Origin of the sequence: Methanobrevibacter acididurans, from assembly GCF_046197875.1 — an archaeon.
Taxonomy (GTDB): Archaea; Methanobacteriota; Methanobacteria; order Methanobacteriales; family Methanobacteriaceae; genus Methanobrevibacter_A; species Methanobrevibacter_A acididurans.
Genome location: NZ_CP166991.1, coordinates 143,552 through 161,220, shown reverse-complemented (window position 1 = coordinate 161,220; position 17,669 = coordinate 143,552). Strand labels below are relative to the sequence as shown.

21 protein-coding genes are annotated in these 17,669 nt (G+C 27.3%); 3 read left to right on the top strand and 18 right to left on the bottom strand.

Going from position 1 to position 17,669, the window contains the following annotated elements; genetic code table 11:
- Positions 1–52: 52 nt before the first annotated feature.
- The 7 genes from ACA135_RS00790 to ACA135_RS00760 form a co-directional block, all read right to left on the bottom strand.
- Positions 53–754 carry a hypothetical protein gene (locus ACA135_RS00790; protein WP_409198416.1) on the bottom strand — a complete coding sequence of 234 codons (702 nt, stop codon included), beginning with the start codon at positions 752–754 and terminating at the stop codon, positions 53–55.
- 208 nt (positions 755–962) lie between these two features.
- Positions 963–1,772, bottom strand: a complete 810-nt coding sequence (gene pheA, locus ACA135_RS00785) for a prephenate dehydratase (RefSeq protein WP_409198415.1) — start codon at positions 1,770–1,772, stop codon at positions 963–965.
- 273 nt (positions 1,773–2,045) lie between these two features.
- Positions 2,046–2,867 carry a CBS domain-containing protein gene (locus ACA135_RS00780; RefSeq protein WP_409198414.1) on the bottom strand — a complete coding sequence of 274 codons (822 nt, stop codon included), beginning with the start codon at positions 2,865–2,867 and terminating at the stop codon, positions 2,046–2,048.
- Between the two features lie 76 nt (positions 2,868–2,943).
- Complete coding sequence (locus ACA135_RS00775) at positions 2,944–3,873, bottom strand: CBS domain-containing protein (protein WP_409198413.1); 930 nt, start codon at positions 3,871–3,873, stop codon at positions 2,944–2,946.
- A 91-nt stretch (positions 3,874–3,964) separates the two neighbouring features.
- A complete protein-coding gene (locus ACA135_RS00770; RefSeq protein ID WP_409198412.1) occupies positions 3,965–4,663 on the bottom strand; it encodes a 7-carboxy-7-deazaguanine synthase QueE in 699 nt (232 codons plus the stop codon).
- A gap of 122 nt (positions 4,664–4,785) precedes the next feature.
- A complete protein-coding gene (locus ACA135_RS00765) occupies positions 4,786–5,304 on the bottom strand; it encodes a 6-carboxytetrahydropterin synthase (protein ID WP_409198411.1) in 519 nt (172 codons plus the stop codon).
- Between the two features lie 31 nt (positions 5,305–5,335).
- Complete coding sequence (locus tag ACA135_RS00760) at positions 5,336–5,929, bottom strand: DUF366 family protein (protein ID WP_409198410.1); 594 nt, start codon at positions 5,927–5,929, stop codon at positions 5,336–5,338.
- 1,267 nt (positions 5,930–7,196) lie between these two features.
- Here ACA135_RS00760 and ACA135_RS00755 point away from each other — a divergent pair.
- The 3 genes from ACA135_RS00755 (at position 7,197) to ACA135_RS00745 (ending at position 10,295) form a co-directional block, all read left to right on the top strand.
- A complete protein-coding gene (locus ACA135_RS00755) occupies positions 7,197–8,195 on the top strand; it encodes an Ig-like domain-containing protein (RefSeq protein ID WP_409198409.1) in 999 nt (332 codons plus the stop codon).
- Positions 8,196–8,488: 293 nt separating this feature from the next.
- Positions 8,489–9,586, top strand: coding sequence for a DNA polymerase subunit beta (locus tag ACA135_RS00750; RefSeq protein ID WP_409199057.1), 1,098 nt, complete (start codon positions 8,489–8,491; stop codon positions 9,584–9,586).
- Positions 9,587–9,698: 112 nt separating this feature from the next.
- On the top strand, positions 9,699–10,295 hold the full coding sequence (locus ACA135_RS00745) for a sugar O-acetyltransferase (RefSeq protein WP_409198408.1): 597 nt from the start codon (positions 9,699–9,701) through the stop codon (positions 10,293–10,295).
- A gap of 191 nt (positions 10,296–10,486) precedes the next feature.
- On the opposite strand, the gene ACA135_RS00740 is transcribed toward ACA135_RS00745, so the two are convergent.
- From ACA135_RS00740 to ACA135_RS00690, 11 genes are all read right to left on the bottom strand, one after another.
- Positions 10,487–11,143 carry a DUF5612 domain-containing protein gene (locus ACA135_RS00740; RefSeq protein ID WP_409198407.1) on the bottom strand — a complete coding sequence of 219 codons (657 nt, stop codon included), beginning with the start codon at positions 11,141–11,143 and terminating at the stop codon, positions 10,487–10,489.
- A gap of 98 nt (positions 11,144–11,241) precedes the next feature.
- Entirely contained in the window at positions 11,242–11,523 is a 282-nt protein-coding gene (locus ACA135_RS00735; protein WP_409198406.1) for an energy-converting hydrogenase B subunit P, read from the bottom strand.
- 30 nt (positions 11,524–11,553) lie between these two features.
- The gene (locus ACA135_RS00730; RefSeq protein WP_409198405.1) at positions 11,554–12,552 is read right to left on the bottom strand and encodes a respiratory chain complex I subunit 1 family protein; all 999 of its coding nucleotides are present in this window, start codon (positions 12,550–12,552) and stop codon (positions 11,554–11,556) included.
- Positions 12,553–12,556: 4 nt separating this feature from the next.
- Positions 12,557–13,717, bottom strand: coding sequence for a nickel-dependent hydrogenase large subunit (locus ACA135_RS00725; RefSeq protein WP_409198404.1), 1,161 nt, complete (start codon positions 13,715–13,717; stop codon positions 12,557–12,559).
- 92 nt (positions 13,718–13,809) lie between these two features.
- Positions 13,810–14,256, bottom strand: coding sequence for an NADH-quinone oxidoreductase subunit B family protein (locus ACA135_RS00720; RefSeq protein WP_409198403.1), 447 nt, complete (start codon positions 14,254–14,256; stop codon positions 13,810–13,812).
- Positions 14,253–14,771 (bottom strand): 4Fe-4S binding protein, encoded by a 519-nt coding sequence (locus ACA135_RS00715; protein WP_409198402.1) that lies wholly within the window; start codon positions 14,769–14,771, stop codon positions 14,253–14,255. The genes ACA135_RS00720 and ACA135_RS00715 overlap by 4 nt, the downstream gene beginning before the upstream one ends.
- A gap of 22 nt (positions 14,772–14,793) precedes the next feature.
- Positions 14,794–16,167, bottom strand: a complete 1,374-nt coding sequence (locus ACA135_RS00710; RefSeq protein WP_409198401.1) for a 4Fe-4S binding protein — start codon at positions 16,165–16,167, stop codon at positions 14,794–14,796.
- Positions 16,168–16,326: 159 nt separating this feature from the next.
- On the bottom strand, positions 16,327–16,587 hold the full coding sequence (locus tag ACA135_RS00705; RefSeq protein WP_409198400.1) for an energy-converting hydrogenase B subunit J: 261 nt from the start codon (positions 16,585–16,587) through the stop codon (positions 16,327–16,329).
- The gene (locus ACA135_RS00700; RefSeq protein WP_409198399.1) at positions 16,584–17,066 is read right to left on the bottom strand and encodes an MnhB domain-containing protein; all 483 of its coding nucleotides are present in this window, start codon (positions 17,064–17,066) and stop codon (positions 16,584–16,586) included. The genes ACA135_RS00705 and ACA135_RS00700 overlap by 4 nt, the downstream gene beginning before the upstream one ends.
- On the bottom strand, positions 17,063–17,341 hold the full coding sequence (locus ACA135_RS00695; protein ID WP_409198398.1) for an EhbH: 279 nt from the start codon (positions 17,339–17,341) through the stop codon (positions 17,063–17,065). The genes ACA135_RS00700 and ACA135_RS00695 overlap by 4 nt, the downstream gene beginning before the upstream one ends.
- Positions 17,334–17,669 carry an energy-converting hydrogenase B subunit G EhbG gene (locus ACA135_RS00690; protein ID WP_409198397.1) on the bottom strand — a complete coding sequence of 112 codons (336 nt, stop codon included), beginning with the start codon at positions 17,667–17,669 and terminating at the stop codon, positions 17,334–17,336. The genes ACA135_RS00695 and ACA135_RS00690 overlap by 8 nt, the downstream gene beginning before the upstream one ends.

Here is a 17,669-nt window from a genome sequence, read left to right as displayed (position 1 = left end):
AAATTATGATAAAAAAAATTTTTTATCCTTAAAAAATTTAGAAATTAATTTTTTATCCAGTAGAACCACCAGAACTTGATCCACCAGAACTAGAACCGGAACCACCAGAACTTGATCCACCAGAGTCAGAACCTCCTGAATCAGAACTACCTGAATCACTAGAACCAGAATCAGTACTACCAGAATCTGTTGTATCAGAAGATGATGAACTACTATCAGAATCACTAGTATCTGAACTTATATAACTACTTTGATTATAATTATCAGAAGTACTAGTTATATTAGTAGTATTCGGGGTAGTGTTTGCAACCACCACAGGGAAAGCAGAATCAGATATAGAAGCTTGTCCAAACATAGACACTGCGTTACCATTAAAATCAAAATTGAAAACTCCAAAACCAATACCAGTTCCAAAAGCAACTATTAAACATAAAGTAGCAATAGCAATTATAGCACCATTACCTAAAGGCTTACTCTTTTTCTTAGGTTTATTAGTTTTAACAATAAACTTTTCAATTAATTCTTGATCTTCTTCATTATCTTTATCAATAGATTCTTGTAATGAATTGGTTGAGGAATCATCATTTGGTCTACCTTGCATAGTTCTTATTCTTTCTGAAACACTAATAGCTTCAAGTTTACGATTATACTGTTCAGATAAATAATCATATTTTTCTTGAGAAATATTACCAGAACGATAATCTTGTTCAAGATTATTTAAAATCATTAATAATTTTTCTTTATCTTGATTCATGACCTTTTTCCCTCCCCATTTTTTTTTATAATAATAATTTTTTTTTTGAAATAAAAAACATTAAAAATTTATCTTTATAATATAGAATTTTATTAATTTTCAAAACAAAATTCATTTAAATAATTTTCCATTATACTAAATAAATTTGTACTTTATATTTAATATAATTAACTAAAAAAAATTTCTTAAAAAAAGTGAAAAAATAGTTTTAATAAATAGGATAAGATCCTAAAATTTTAAAGAATGAAGTTTTCTCTTTTACTTCACTTAATATTTCAGAAATACTCTTATCATTTCTATGCCCTTCTAAATCAATAAAGAAAATATAACTTCCTAATCCTTCTTTTGAAGGACGAGACTCAATTTTTGATAAGTTAATATTTTTATTAGAAAATATTTTTAAAACTTTATATAAAGCTCCAGAACTTGCATCATCATATAATGAGAAAACAATTGAAGTTTTATCATGCCCTGTTGGAATATGATCTTTTTTTGATAAAATTATGAATCTAGTTTGATTTGTATCATTATCTTGAACATTAGAAACTAAAGGTTTTAAATTATATAATTTCCCAGAAGTTAAAGTTCCTATAGCTGCATAATTCTTATGCCCTTCAACCTTTTTAGCTGCAGCTGCTGTTGATAATGTGAAATGTTTTTTCACATTTAATTTTTCAAGAAATGGTTGACATTGTGCTAATGCTTGTGAATGAGAGTAAACATCACTTATATCTTCAATCCGAACACCATCATTTACCAGGAGATTATGATTGATAGGTATTATGATTTCATTTTCAATCATTAAATTAAATTTATGAACTAATAAGTCTAATGTTAGTGTTACTGATCCTTCAATTGAATTTTCTATTGGAACTACTCCTTTATCACACTCACCATTAACAACTGATTCCATTACTGATTGTATACTACAGTAACTGATTAAATTTTCACTGATTGTTGATGCTGCTTCATGAGTAAAAGTTCCATTAGGTCCTAAAAACGATACTTTATTTTGCAAAAAATTTCATTCCTTTATAAATTAAATTATTAATTTTTCTTTGAAAAAATATAGTGAATATATAATTATGTAAATTAAGAATTATATTAATTTTAATTAAATTTATGATTTTTTAAGTATAAAAATATGAAAAATCATTTTTTCTTAGAAATATATTATAATAAAAAAAGTAGTTTAAAATAGTATTTATTTTTTAAAAAATTTTTTTAAGGGGAAAAATTCCCCTTTTTATATGAAAAAATTTTTTTTATAATAGATTTTTATGTGTTTTATCTATTGAGATTCTAAGTCTATAAGTATCTTTAATAAATCAGACTGGGTTATAATACCCACTACATCATTATCCTCATTAGAAACTGGGTATCCATTAAATCCAGTTTCTAACATTTTTTCTGCTACTTCAGAAATAGAATCGTTTTCATATACTTTTTGGATATTAGTACTCATTACATCTTCAACAACTAAGTTTTTAAGTTGTGCTTGATGATGTTTTTCAGGCGTATGTTTTTTGAATGAAACATAAGCCTTAGCAATATCCTTACTAGTAATTATACCTGCAAGTTCATGTTCTTCACTAACAAGTAAACGACCAATTCCAGAGTCCATTATAACTCTTCTTGCATGAACTAAACGATCATTAATTGCAACAGATATTATATCACGAGTCATTGCATCTTTAACTGAAATTTTTTCAAATGGTTTACCTTTACAAAGATTAATGAAATCAGATTTAGTTACAATACCTACTAATTCATCATCACTCATTACAGGTAATGCCCCAATATTATTTTCATGTAAAATATTTGCAACTTCATTTGAATCTGCATTTTCATCTACAGTAATAACATCTTTAACCATTACTGTAGATACATGAAAATGAGAAATAGCTACATCCGCATATTTGGATGAACCTAATTTATTAGCTATATCTTTTTCTGAAATTATTCCAACAAGTTCTTTTTTATTTCCTTCTACAGATTTTATTACAGGAATTCTTGATAAATCATCTTTATACATGATTCTTAAACAATCACATATATTCTTATTTTTATCAATTGTTATTGGATTTTCAGACATTAAATTTTTAATTTGCATTATAGATTACTCCTTCTAAATAAAAATTTAAGGTTTATATTATAATTTAAAAATTTTTTATAAATTATATGTATATTTAATCTTTTAATATAGTGTTTAAAATATCTCTTTCAGTGATAATTCCTACTAATTTATCATCTTTAACTACAGGAGCACCACCAATATTCTTTTCTTTGAATAAATCGCATAAATCACCTAAACGAGTTAAAGGTTCAATAATTGATATGTTTGGTTGCATGATTTCACTGATTTTCATGTTTAATACATCTAAACCACTATTAGAAGTCATGTTTGAAAACATTTCTTTATCACCTAAGAATCTTAGAATATCTGTGGAAGTAATAATTCCTACTAATTTATCACCTGATACTACAGGGATTCTTCTTAAATTGTTTCTAACCATTATTTTAGTAGAACTTTCAATTGGAGTTCCAGGTGTTGTTGTTAACACATCAGTTATCATAACATCTTGAACTATTTCATCAGTTAAAAGACCTGCCATAGATAATGCGAAATCTCTTTCAGTAATGATTCCTACAATTTTTTCTTCATCATCAAGAACAGGTATAGAACCTATTTTATGATCTAACATTACTTTAACAGCTTCAGTTACAGAATCTTTATGACTCATTGTAACAACATTAGATGTCATGATGGATCTTATAGGATCATTAATTGCTGCTAAAAAGTTATCATTGTGTTTCTTTTCAATAATATTAAATTTACTTCCTCCACCGAGGAAATCTAAAATATCCATTGCTGTAACTATTCCTAAAATTTTTCCAGAACCGGGGTCAGTTATTGGTAATCGTCTAAATCCATGAGCAATCATTAATTCAGATGCTTTTTGAATAGACATAGTTGGAGGGATTGATATTACATCTTTTTTAGCTAGAGCCATAATATCTCCATCTTTACTATTTTTTTCTTTTACAGCATCTTTTTTATGTTCAAATGAATCTCCACGACTCATTGGATTTTTTATAGTTGATTTGTTATCTTTCATCATTTCACACCTCAAGGGTTAATAATTTTGGGTTCTTGTTTAAATAAAAAAAATTGAATTATTATTTTATTTTCTATTTTCCTTATTCAAACTATTCTATATTTAGAAATTTATGGATTTGTGGGATAGTGTACACCTTCATATATTTCCCTGCAACCTCAGAAAACTGGAATAGTTTATCTGTGTTACCTTCCCATAATTCTAAGGGACTTGCAGGTTGTATTATTAAAGGTATTTCCATATGTCCAGATATTTCACTTGATATATGTTTTAAAACCTTTTCAACTGTACTTATTTTTGTGGAAGGTAGTACAACTAACTTACAATATAATTTTGTATCTTGTTCTATTAATAATTTTATAAATGAAATTTCATTTTCTAAAATTTTATCAGACCATGTGTTATCAAAATGTTCAGGTAATTTTATATCCATTGATGCCCAATCTAAATCTTCAAGTTTAGTTAATTCTTTAGGTAATGTACCGTTTGTTTCAAGTAAAGATTTTGTTTCTGTTTTTTTAATGAGTTCAGATATAAAATCTGCATGTAACATTGGTTCTCCTCCAGTATAAGATATAGAACCTAAATCTGGAGTACTTAATTCTTCAATTTTTTCTAAAACTTGATTAACTGACATCATAGTTCCAACATTAGCAGATTGACTGTTTTTAGTGTCACAATAAGTGCAGTTTAAGTTACAACCCGCTAAACGTACAAATATTTGTCGTTCCCCAATTAAGAGTCCTTCTCCTTGTATGCTTGAAAATATCTCGATAATTGGTGCATCCATTTAAATCACATAAATTGTATTAATATATAATAATTAAGTATTAATTTTTTTATAAAAATTAAACTACCATTAAATCTTAGATTTTTAAAATTAATAAAGGTTATTATAATAAAAAAATTTAATTATAATTCTTTATTATATAAAGCTCCTTGACCAATACCTTCATTTACACATGCAGAAAGAGAAGATAAATTATCATAACCCATATCCTTAAGATCATCACTTAACTTATCTGCAAAAAATTTAGCTAAATCTTCAGCAGAACTAGTAGGTAAAGGTAATAAAACACAATCAACAGTAGGGATAGTATATCCTTTATCACCTATCTTAAACTGTAAACTTTTCTCTTTTTGAAGTTTTTCAACACTTTTTTCATTATCAGGCACATCTTTAAAACTAATATGCTTATTAAAAACTGGAACTAATAATCTATGATCTAAACTTTTACAAATACTTCTTAAAGAATTTTTAACATCTTTAAAATCTACAACAAATTGAAATTCCCCAGCTCTTTCACCTTCAATTTCAACATCCACAAAATAAGAATGTCCATGAATAAAACCACAAGTTTCATGACTTGGAATTAAATGTGCAGATGAGAATCTTAAATTCGCATTAATCCCATTAATTAAAATCTTCATAAAATCATCTCCCAAAAATAAATTAAAATTTTTATAAAACATCAGTTTTACTAATATCTAATTCAATAGTTTGTAACTCTTTAATAAAACTATTAACTACATTATTTACAAAATTAAGTAAATTATCTTCATTAAAAACTAATTCACCATTTTCATTTCTAAGTTCAAAAATTCCAATTGTTTCAAGAACATCAGGTGTTCCCTCATCTTTAATATTAAAAGCAAAATGTATTTTCATTGAACTAATAGATACACTAGCAATAGAAACAGTTAATTTAGCACCATCAACAAAAATATCATCACCATCACGAGTAGATTTAACACCCATTTTAGCTAATTCTTCTTTAAATATAAGAACTAATAATCTTTGGCGCATATAAGCCATTCTAATATTAGCTGGTTGAATATCAAAAAATTCACTCATAAAATGAACCATTTCATTTCCTTTAATCTCTAATCCTACATCAGCAAAATCTTTCATATTATCGGGTGTAATATTCATTGCACCTCTCCAAGTAATAATAGAAGATCCTTTAACACCAAATGTTTTAAAAGCCCATGAAGGATTAATTTGACTTCCATCATATGCAAACTTTTTTTCTATATGTTTATGTGTAATTTCCATTATAACCTCAACATCTAAAAATTTTTTTTATAATATAATAATAATGAATTCTGTTCTATGAAGTATAATAATTTATACTTTAATAAAATGTACTTTTTTAGACAATGCTTACAATATTTCCCAATTTTTCCGAAATAAAAAATCATTAAAAAGTGGATAAAAATAACTTAAAAATAGTACAATACCCTTTAAGATATATTAAAAAAGTATATTATTTAAATTTTAATTAAAAACCAATATAGATTAAAAATTAAGATTTAACAATTTTTAGTTAGATTTAGAAATTTAGCTTAAAATGAAATAATAAAAAAATTGTATTTAACATGATTATTCATGTACAATTTTACTTTGCTTAAAAATCTTAATAACAAATAAAAAAAACAATTTTCCACTCTTTTAAACCTCAATCCAACAATAATCTTTAGAATATATTAAAAAAATTAATATTAAAAAAATAATTAAAACAACTTCCAAAAGTATAAAAGAATTTAATTTGATAGAATGCTAACCAATGAATCCAAATTAAAAAAGGATAAAATTAATATATTTCCATATAAAAACATGAGAAATCATAATAATATAATTAAAAAAGGATAAATTAATAAGATTTAAACCATTACCTTATAAATAATTGATATTTACTATAATAGAGTCACAAAGCATCTAATAAATTTTCCATAAAATTTAGTAAATCAAAAAAAATTTTAAGTAAAATATAGTTAAAAAAGTTAATTTAATTAAGTTTTCACCAATTATAAACGTTTTAAGTAAAATAACACCAATTAATACTTAATTTTTAAAAACAAAGGTTTATAAGTAGAAAATATTAATGGATTAGTTAAGCGCACTATGCGAATTATGTTCTCATAAATATTTTCATTCACACCAAAATTAAAAAATTAAAAAAATATGTGTGAATACTCAAAATTAAAATATTTCATTATAATAAAAAAAAGATTCTTGGAAAAAAAAATAAAAAAAAAGAAAAATTTTTTCCTATTTCATTTAATAAAGAAATGAAATCCTTAATCGTTTTTTATTTTAGAACATTTGATTCAATATTTAGTGACAAAATTGAGGTGAAAAAATTTCGTTACAAAGAAAAGCATTAACCATAGCAAGCCTATGCCTATTCTTTATAAGTTTAAGTGCATGTGCAGCCACTAATGTAAGTGATATAAATAATACAAATACAATTTTATCAAATACTGATTCCGGAGATATAAATAGTGAAAATTCAAACATTACACAAATATCTTCTGAAAATGTGAAAAACCAAGTAATTAGTAATCAGACTATAGAATCCAAAACAAACAGTAATGTTCTAAGTCAAACAGCAGATAATGAAAGTAAATTATCAAACACTGTAAATGACACTGTTAAAAAATTAAACATGACCATTTCTTCAGATGGATTAACTACAACTTATGGAAAAGGTGAAAATTTAACTATAACCTTAACCCATGATGATGGTACTCCAATAATTGGACAACATGTTGCAATTAATTTAACAAGATTCTCAGATGGTGCTAGTAAAATTTACTGGGCAACTACTGATACAGAAGGAGTTGCAAGACTTCAAATAAATCTTTTCCCTGGAAATTATAGTTCAACTTATAGTTTCTCTGAAATTAATGGAACTAGTCCTATTAAAGTAAAAATACCAATTACTTTATCTGGAAATGATTTAGCTACAACTACTGGAAGTGGTTCAAGTTACACTGTTAATTTAACAGATATGTATGGAAATGCATTAGTAAATCAAATAGTTAACATTACTTTAAGTAAAGGTGCATTAAGTAAAACATATCAAGTTATTACTGATGTTAATGGTATTGCTAAATTAGCAATTAACCTTGCAGCAGGAAATTATAATGTAACTTATAGTTTTAATTCTGATCGTTATGGTAGTGCAATAAATTCTAATATTATAAATATAGAAGAAACAAACAATAGTGAAACAAATACTGATAATGAAAGTTCTACTGGAAATTCTAGTGAAGAAGAACTTCCAACAATAACAATTAAAGCTAAACCTTCAGTTGGTCATAGTGGATATGCTTATAAATGGTATATAACAAGTTTCGTTAATTACTGTCCTTTATGTCATCATTATAACACATTAACAATTAATCCTAAAGGAGTATACGAAAGCGAACTCACATGTTCTTATTGTGATGCAGATTATGATGGTGTTACTGGAAGAGATAAATCTTATAATCCAAGAGCATATTTAACTACAGTTACAGCACCAATTTTAGCTTAAAAAAAAAGTATTTATCTATTACATAATATTATTTAATTTATTAAAAAAAAACTTTAAAATTTTTTTTTAAACCACCAATTAAATTTTTTTTTAACCATTTTTTTAAATCTTATTTTTTCATTTTTTTTTACATGCTTTTATATTATCTAATTTTATTTTTTAAGAAAATTTTTTTAGAAAAATATTATATTATATACATAATTAGTAAAAATTTTTAACTTACAAGAATTATAAATTAAATATAATAATTAATTAAGAATAAAAAAATTTTTGGGGCTTAAATAAAAATGGATATGAAAGTTAGAACAAGAGATTTTATACACACTACAGATGACCTATTTTTTGCTTCAACAAATTATGTGCATCCTACTAACCGTTTTATTAGTTTTTTAAGATACATACCAGATCCTAAGGGTGATCGTGAAAAAAATGGTAAACATTATTCTAAAGTAGACTCAAAAGGAGCATATAATTATCTAAAAGAAAATTTTCCAGAATATCTTTTTTATGATGAAGTAACTAAAGTTGAAGATATGATGGGAGTACCATTAAATAAAGTTGCTGAAATTATAAAACCTGAAGAAAGATTAAAAGAAATTAGAGAAGAATATGTTCCTAAATTTAAAGATAAAAACATTGATTCTTTAAGTGACGAAGAAAAATTATATTATAAATTAATTGATTTATCTGATTTTTTCCATTATGAAGCTGGGATAAGTTATGATGATTTAGGAATTTCTGGTTCAATTTGTCCAAATTTACAGAAAAAAGGAACATCTGATTTAGATTTTGTTGTTTATGGTCTTGGAAATCATAGGAAAGCTGTTGAAGCTTATAAAAAAAATAAGGATCAAGAAGTTGAAATTCCTGATTTAAGTAAGAAGGTTACTTTAAATAGTATTGGGAATGATTTCTTCCAACGGGTTTTTAATAAACGTATTAAAGATGATAGTTTAAGTAAAGATGAATTTTGTTGGTATGAGAATCGTAAAAGTAATCGGGGAGTTATTGATGGTACTTTATTCGATATTTTAGCTACTCGTAATTATGATGAGATTAGTGGTTATTATGGGGATACTGTTTTTGAACCATTAGGAAAATCTACTATTACTTGTACTATTACTAATGCTTTAGAATCTTTTGATAATCCTGCAGTTTATGATATTGATAATGTTGAACTTATTGATGGTGTTGATGTTAATATTACTGGCCTTGCTAGTTTCACCCATACTTATGCTGGTGAAGTTTTAGAAGGTGAAAAAGTTATTGCCCGTGGAAAAGTTGAAAAGGTTTCAACTGAGGGTGAAAACTCTTGGTATCGTATTGTTGTAGGTACAACTAGAGAAGCTTTAGATGAATTTATCAAGTTAGAAAAGAGTCCTGTTGAATAAAAATTTTTTATTTACTATTTTTTTATATTTTTTTGACAAAACAAACCTATTTTTTTAGCTAATTACAGTGAAAGTTTTAAAATGTTTTTAAAAGGAAATTTTTGTGATTTTTATGAATAATAGAGAAACACTTGCAGGAAAATTATATTATCCTAGAACTCCTGACTTAGGGGAAATTAGACATAGGACTCATATTTTATGTCAAGAATACAATTCTTTAGATGATTATGATGATAGAAGATATGAAATTTTAGAAGAATTTTTAGGTTCTATTGGAAAAGATTTCTATATGCAAGGACCTATCCAATTTAATTATGGGAAAAACATATTTATTGGAGATGATTTCTATGCTAATTTTAATTTCACAATCTTAGATGATGGGGAAGTAAATATTGGAGATAGAGTAATGATTGCTCCTAATGTTAGTTTACTTGCGGGTAGTCATCCTCTTCCAGCTTCTGAGAGAGTGTTTGAAAAAGATGGTAAAATTGTTAATTTAGAGTATGGTACTAAAATTAATATTGGAGATAATGTGTGGATTGGTGGGAGTAGTACTGTTGTTGGTGATGTTACTATTGGAGAGGGTGCTGTTATTGGTGCGGGAAGTGTTGTGATTAAAGATATTCCTCCGAATTGTGTAGCATTTGGTAATCCTTGTAAATTTTATCGGGAAATTACAGAAAAAGATTCTATGAAAAAATTTTTATAAGTTTTTTCTGCTTGATGTAGGTAATGTTATATTTATTAGAAATTGTAGTTTAGTGCTTGTAAATTCTTAAAGAAAACTTTGATAAAAATAGTATTAATCAGATTACAAGTATTTTAATTTAAGGTATAATCTATTTAATGGAAAGAAAAATTGATTGAAAAATTAGTTTAGAATAAAAAAATTAAAAAAAATTAGTACTTTTTATTATCTAATTTATCAACATCAAAAACAGCAGTATTAGCAACAGCCATAACAGCCATTACACCAGCTTGAATAGGGTCAGTTACAATTAAATCTGCTTCTTTAGCAGCGCTACCAGGCATATTAAGACTAATAACTAATAAGCCAAACTCTTTCTTAACCCTACGAACAGCTTTAGTGATTTCACCACCCATTAAAGAACCAGCTAAAACTAAAGCATTAACTCTAGGAGTAATAGATAAAGCATCTACAGCTTCAGAGATATTATCTTCACCAACTAAAGGAATAGTATCCACACTAATTCTTTCACCACGAATATTATGACGATCAGCTTCAGTAATAGCACCTAAAGCAACTTGAGAAACTTGAGCACCCCCACCAAAAATTAAAATACGTTTACCATAAACATCCATCAAGGATCCTCTTACTTCAACCTTTTTAACTAAAGGAGAATTATTCAAATCATCAAGTAATTCATCAACATCCTCAACATTTTCCAATTCCACATTAATAGAACCATAATCATTTTTCTCAATATAAATATGAGCATAAGAAATATTCAGATTATGTGAAGAAAAAATTTCAGTAATATCATCTAGAACACCTTTTTTTTCTAAAGTTTGAATACTTAAAGCTAAATCTGTCATTTTAAATCACTAGCATATAAAAATAATATAAAAAATAATATGTAATTCATTATATAAAAAAATATAAAAAATAAAATTAAAAAAAATGGAAAAAGTATTTAAATTAACTCAACGTCAATATCCACTGTTTCCATAAACTTATCTAAATCAGCATGTGCTTTTTTAAACATAGCTAAATAATTATCTTCATCCCTAACAGGAATAACTTCTAAACCTAAAGCCCTATGTTCATCAATCCAACTTTCATCTAAAACAGGGACCTCAATTTTAATAGGTTCAGCAGTTTTATTAACAATTATAAGATTCCGATAAGGAAAATGTGTTTCAACAATATATCCCCCAAGACTTAACATATGATAAGGTCTCATAACAATTTTCATTCAAAGTCACCTAAAATAAAATAATAAATATTAAAACATTCCTACAACAATAGCTAAAACTCCAAGTAAAGAGCTAGCAATAACAACTGGATAAAATTGTCTAAAAGTAAATACTGGAGAGAATGCACTTAAAATCCCAACAATAACTGGGAAAATAAAAGCAACCACAATATTAACAAGAATACCCCAAGATAGAATATTAGGTGTAATACCTAAAAATAGTACACAAAAAATACTAGCTAGAGCAAACATTAAAAATCCTTTAGTTAAATAAATAAAAGCTCTTGAATCAGCAGCAAATTCCATATATGGCCCTTGAATAACATCCGCTTCAGCATGGACAATATTAAAAGGATACTCATTTAATAAGATAATATAACCAATCAAGAATACTATAGCACCAATAAAACCTGGAACAGTAAATAAGAACGGACCAGAAATTTGTTGCATAGTCACTATATCATTAAGATAAATACTACCAGATAAAACTACAGGAACAAATAAAGATAAATACAATGGAAAAGAACCAAAAGCAATCATTCTTAAAGATCTATTAGAACTTATATCTTCTAAAAAACTAACATTAGTATCAGTTCTAGCTCCACCTTTAGCATGATCTGGGAAAGGCATATTACCAGACATAACAGACTTAGACAAAGAACCCATTAATACATAACAAATTTCATCAATCTTTAAAAATCCAACAATAGCAATCAAACTAGCAAAAGCTAAAAATTGATAATTTTGTGGAGTTAAAGTTAAAAACAATAAAAACACTGCAATGAAACAAACAACTGGTAAAGCCTTATATAAACTAGGAACAGGTGAATTAATTTTCAAATTTTTCTTGAAAAAGAATTTAATAGTTGAAAATAAACCTGGACTAGCAAAATTTGGCCCAATTCTTTGCTGAATTCTAGCCTGAACATACTTTCTTTCAAAACCTGGAAGAAGAGTCCCTACAAACACAGCAACAACCAAAGTACCTAACACTGCTAAAACTGAATATATAATTGGAATGAATGACATTTTCCTATTTCCTCATTATTTTTTTATCATTTTTATCAAGTTGAATAATTTCTACAGCACGATCAGTACAAGTGAAACATGGATCACATTGAACTATACATAATTGACCATCAGTAATAGAATCACCAATACATGCATATTGCATAGCACCAATATTAGCTAAACTAGGAGTTCTAATTAAACAACTTCTAATTCTACCATCTTCAATTGCAAAAGAATCATATAAATCCCCACGTGGAACCTCAATATGAGATTCAATAATATCACAATCAAACATTTCCCAAGACCTATTAGAAATAGAACCAGAAGGAAGATTTTTAACCGCTTGGCGAATAATTTTAATAGATTCAAATGATTCTAAAACTCTCATTAAAAGATTAGATTTAACATCACCATCAGGTTGAGTTATAAGATCATAATCAAAATTCTCATACTCATACATACCAGTTCTTAAATCAGATTTAACACCAGTAGCCCTAAGAGTTGGTCCAGAAACTGCAAGTTTAATAGCTTGTTCTTGAGGAAGAACACCAACACCAGTGATTCTTGACATAACCATAGTATCATGAAGGAATCTATCAGCAAAATTTGTGAGAGCTTCTTCTGTTTTATTCATCCCATCAATCAATCTTTGTATACGATTTTCATCAAGCTCACATCTAGGTCTCACACCACCTATAATAGCACAACCATACTGAACACGATTTCCACCAATCATACTTAAGAGTTCCATAATAGTTTCTCTCATATAGAAAACTCTCATAGAAAAAGTTTCATGACCTAAAACTTCACAACCATGAGCTAAATAAAGGAAGTGACTATGTAATCTTTCTAATTCCCCCATAATAACTCTAATATAAACTGCTCTATCCGGAACATCAACTTCTAATCCCTTTTCAGCAGTTCTAACAGAATTCCAGACATGGGAATTAGAACAAATTCCACAAATTTTTTCAGTAAGAGCATTAGCTTTCTCTACAGGAAGACCTTCCATAATACGTTCAACACCCCGATGATTAACACCAACAGTTATTTCCGCATCTTTAATAATTTCATCTTCCACAAAAAATCTAACTCTATAAGGTTCTAAAGCAGCAGGATGAACTGTACCCATTTGGATTTCAGTTTCTATTACTTCCTCCTTTTTAGCTCTTTTCTCTTCCATTATCTCACACCTTATTTTTAAATCATCTTAAATTTTTGAATTATTAAAATTTTTATAAACATAATATTTTTATAAATTAAATCTCATTTTTATTAATCAGCATCTAACAATTTAGGTAGAACTGACACAACTCCTGCAATAACATCTTGAGGTCTGCAGGCACAACCTGGAACTTTAGCATCCACAGGAATTATATTTTCAACTGGACCATCAATCTCTTCAGAAGGTATATCTCCATGAATATTTTTATAAACTCCACCCATCAATGCACAACTACCTGCAGCTACAACAATTTTAGGTTCAGGAACTGCAGCATAAATTTCTTCTAAAGGTTTCCTATTATGATGTGTAACAGGACCTGTAACTACTAATATATCAGCTTCACGAGGATTCCAAGTTAAAAACACATTATACTGTTCTAAATCAAATCTTGGTGATAAAACACAATTCACAATTTCAATATCACAACCATTACATCCACCAGTATAACATAACATCAAATGAATAGATTTTGATCGTGAAAAAGATTTAAGACTCATTCTATCTCCTCTTTATCCTCTTTTTTAGGATTATTATTTTTAAGGTTATTTAATACAGACTTATCAGACATGTATTGTGCTATAAATGCAAGTTTATCTGCTGGGATTTTAAAAGGTTCTTTAATAAGATTTTCAACATCAATAACATTTTCACCAACATTATTCGGATGTATAGCACCAGCTTCTCCATATAAAGCATATACTGGACAAAAATCATGACACCAATAACAAACAACACATTTTTCTTGATTTAATTCTGGAACTTCAGTAACAATCCATCCTTCAGCTAATTTAACAGGTTCTTTTAATGGTTTCATAGTTATTGCATCAGTTGGACAAACATTTGCACAACCACCACATCCAATACAAGCTTTAGATACTTTTTCTGTAGGTTTTACTTCACCATTTAGGATAGCATTTCTCATATCCATATCAGTTACTCTATCTGAAGCAAAAAGTATTTTCTTTATATTTCCGTAAGCTCCTTCTAAGAATACTTTAAGTAAATCTTTCATTTAAACTCCACCTAGTACTGGACTATTTAGCATCCTTGAATTTTCTTTCAAAGAGGAAAGCATTTGATGGGCAAACATGCATACATGCACCACAATAAATACAATCATCTTCATTAACAACTAAATGACCATCTTTTTCTATAATAGCATCTTCAGGACAAATATCTTGACATAAACCACAATTGATACATAATTGTTGATCAATCATATTGAATCCATCAGCTATTTCTTTTTTAACTGTTGTTCGCTTTGGAATAGCATCTTTTGGACAATGAATTCCACAAGTTTCACACATTATACATTTATCTAAATCAACTTCAATAGTTCCTCTTTTCAAGGTAATAGCATCTTTTGGACATACCTCAACACATATTCCACAAGATATACAATCTTCTGAAACTTTACCATCCCATTCTATAACTGAAGCGCTACGTGCATCATTTTGACAAACTTCAACACATTTTCCACAGGACACACAATATCCTTCTAGTTTATAATCACTAGTCTCATGTAATGTTGAAACTGGACAATCCGCCATCATTAACTGATGATTTTCAACTGACAAATCAGATAAAACATCTAATGATGGATCATATCTTAAATTTCCATCAACCTTTACCAGGGAACCATTTTCATTATTATCTGCACATAATCCACAATTTAAACATGAAATAATAGAACCATTAATTTTTTGATTCAATTTAATAATATTAACTTTAAAATCATCTATACTAATTGAATTACTTGGACAATTATTTAAACAATTTAAACACAAAGTACAGGCAGATGAATCAACTATACCATTTTTAATAGCTCCAGTAGGGCAAATATCTTCACAAATCTTACAGTCTGTACATATTCCTTGTTGTTGTGTTGTAACATTTATAGCATTTGTTGGACAGTAATATTCACATCTACCACATAATGTACATTTATCATAATCAGTATCCATACAAATTCTAGAAGCAAATTCTTTATCACTTTTATTAGATTGAATAGGTACATTAACATCAGAAACATTAGGCATTGCTAATTTTAAAGAATTTAAAAAACTTAAACGGTTTTCATCAATTAAATTAGATGCGTCTATTCTTGATTCACAAACATCTCCACATAAGCCACACATTGAACAAATACCTTTAACAACACCATCTTCAATATGTATACTTTCAACTGGACAAGAATATTCACATATTCCGCAACCGTTACATTTAGCTCTATCTACAACATAACCCCCATAACTATTTTTGAAAATAGCATTATTAGGGCAGACATCATGACATGTCCCACATGTAATACAGCTAAAAGCATTTCCTTTAATTAACCTAATAGCTTCTGTCGGGCACTTTTTAATACATTCTGCTCGACTTTCACATTTATTAGTTGTTATATACATGATTTTTACTTCCAATCTAATTTTATTTTTTTTAAAACTTTTCTTTTTATAAATATTATTATTATAATATTGAAATTATTTTTTTTATAAAATCAAAAATCCTTTTCTTGATAATATAAAAATAATTAAAATTTTTTTATTAATCAACAATCATCTTTTTTAACTATTTTCTTTAGATCTTCCAAATAAGAATTTACCTAATATAAGACCTATAAATGCTGATACGAATCCAGTTGCAACAGGAAAATCAGAATAATATGGGAAATTTCCTAATTGCCATGCCATTAATATAGCAACAATGAATAATAAGAGAATAGATCCTCCAGTTAATCCAATATTAACTTTAGCATCAGTTCTAATTCTAGAACCTATTACTAAGCCGATTATTAATCCAAATAAAATTGGTCCTATAATTATCATTCTTCATCCCCTTCTTCTTCAAAACTTTTAAATTGATAAAATGCAATTGCAATAGCAGATAAACCTACCATAACTTTTAAACCAACAACTATATTTAAGTACGGAATGATTCCAGCATTAGTCACATCAGGGTAATGGAAAATAGTTTGTATAAAATTTGGAACTAGATTATAAGCATCAAAACCAATATTATACAAGAATGAACCTGCAAATATTAAACCTATTAATCCTAAACCAATATAAGCTAAAGCTCCAAAACTTTCAACTGCTGAAACAAAATCATGAGAAAAATCTAATGGAATTTTATCATAACCATAAACAAAGAGACTTAAAATAACTCCTCCAGCAATCATAGCTCCACCTTGGAAACCACCACCCGGTGTAATATGTCCACCTAATATAGTGTTTACTCCTAAACATATTGTGAGGATTGAAATTGGAAAAGCTAGTAATTTTAATACTGTACTTCCTTCACTCATTGTTCATCACCTTTTAATTTTCCTCTTCCAAATATTAATAAGACAATTAAAACAGCTGAAACAAGAATTAATGCTTCACCTAAAGTATCATAACCTCTCCAATCAAATACTATATTAGTAACCATGTTTGGAGCAATATTAGGACCTAAAGCATTATAAATTAAACTGATTCCAGGAGCAATGATACTTTTTAAATTGAAAAGAGCATCAAATAAAGTTACACCAAATAAAGCAGTGACAATTGCTAATATTAATTCTTTAATATTATCATACATAGCCTACACCCCAATAAATAAGACAAACCACAATTCCTAATGTTAAAATAACATAAAACAGCATTGTATCCAATGAATTATTTTCTTCCTTAATAACTTTAGGGATTAAAGGTAAATTAGTAACTAATGCAACAGCTAAAATTAAAATAATAACCATTGAAATAAGTAAATTTACACGAGTAAGTAACAATGCTGCAAGTAAGGTTACTGATATAATAGTTAATTCTCCTGCAGTTGCACCTGAAACATTATCACTAGTTAAAGGATCTTTCTTAATTTTTCCTTTAACCTCCTTAAGAGAATCTAATAATAAATCATAAAATGCCAT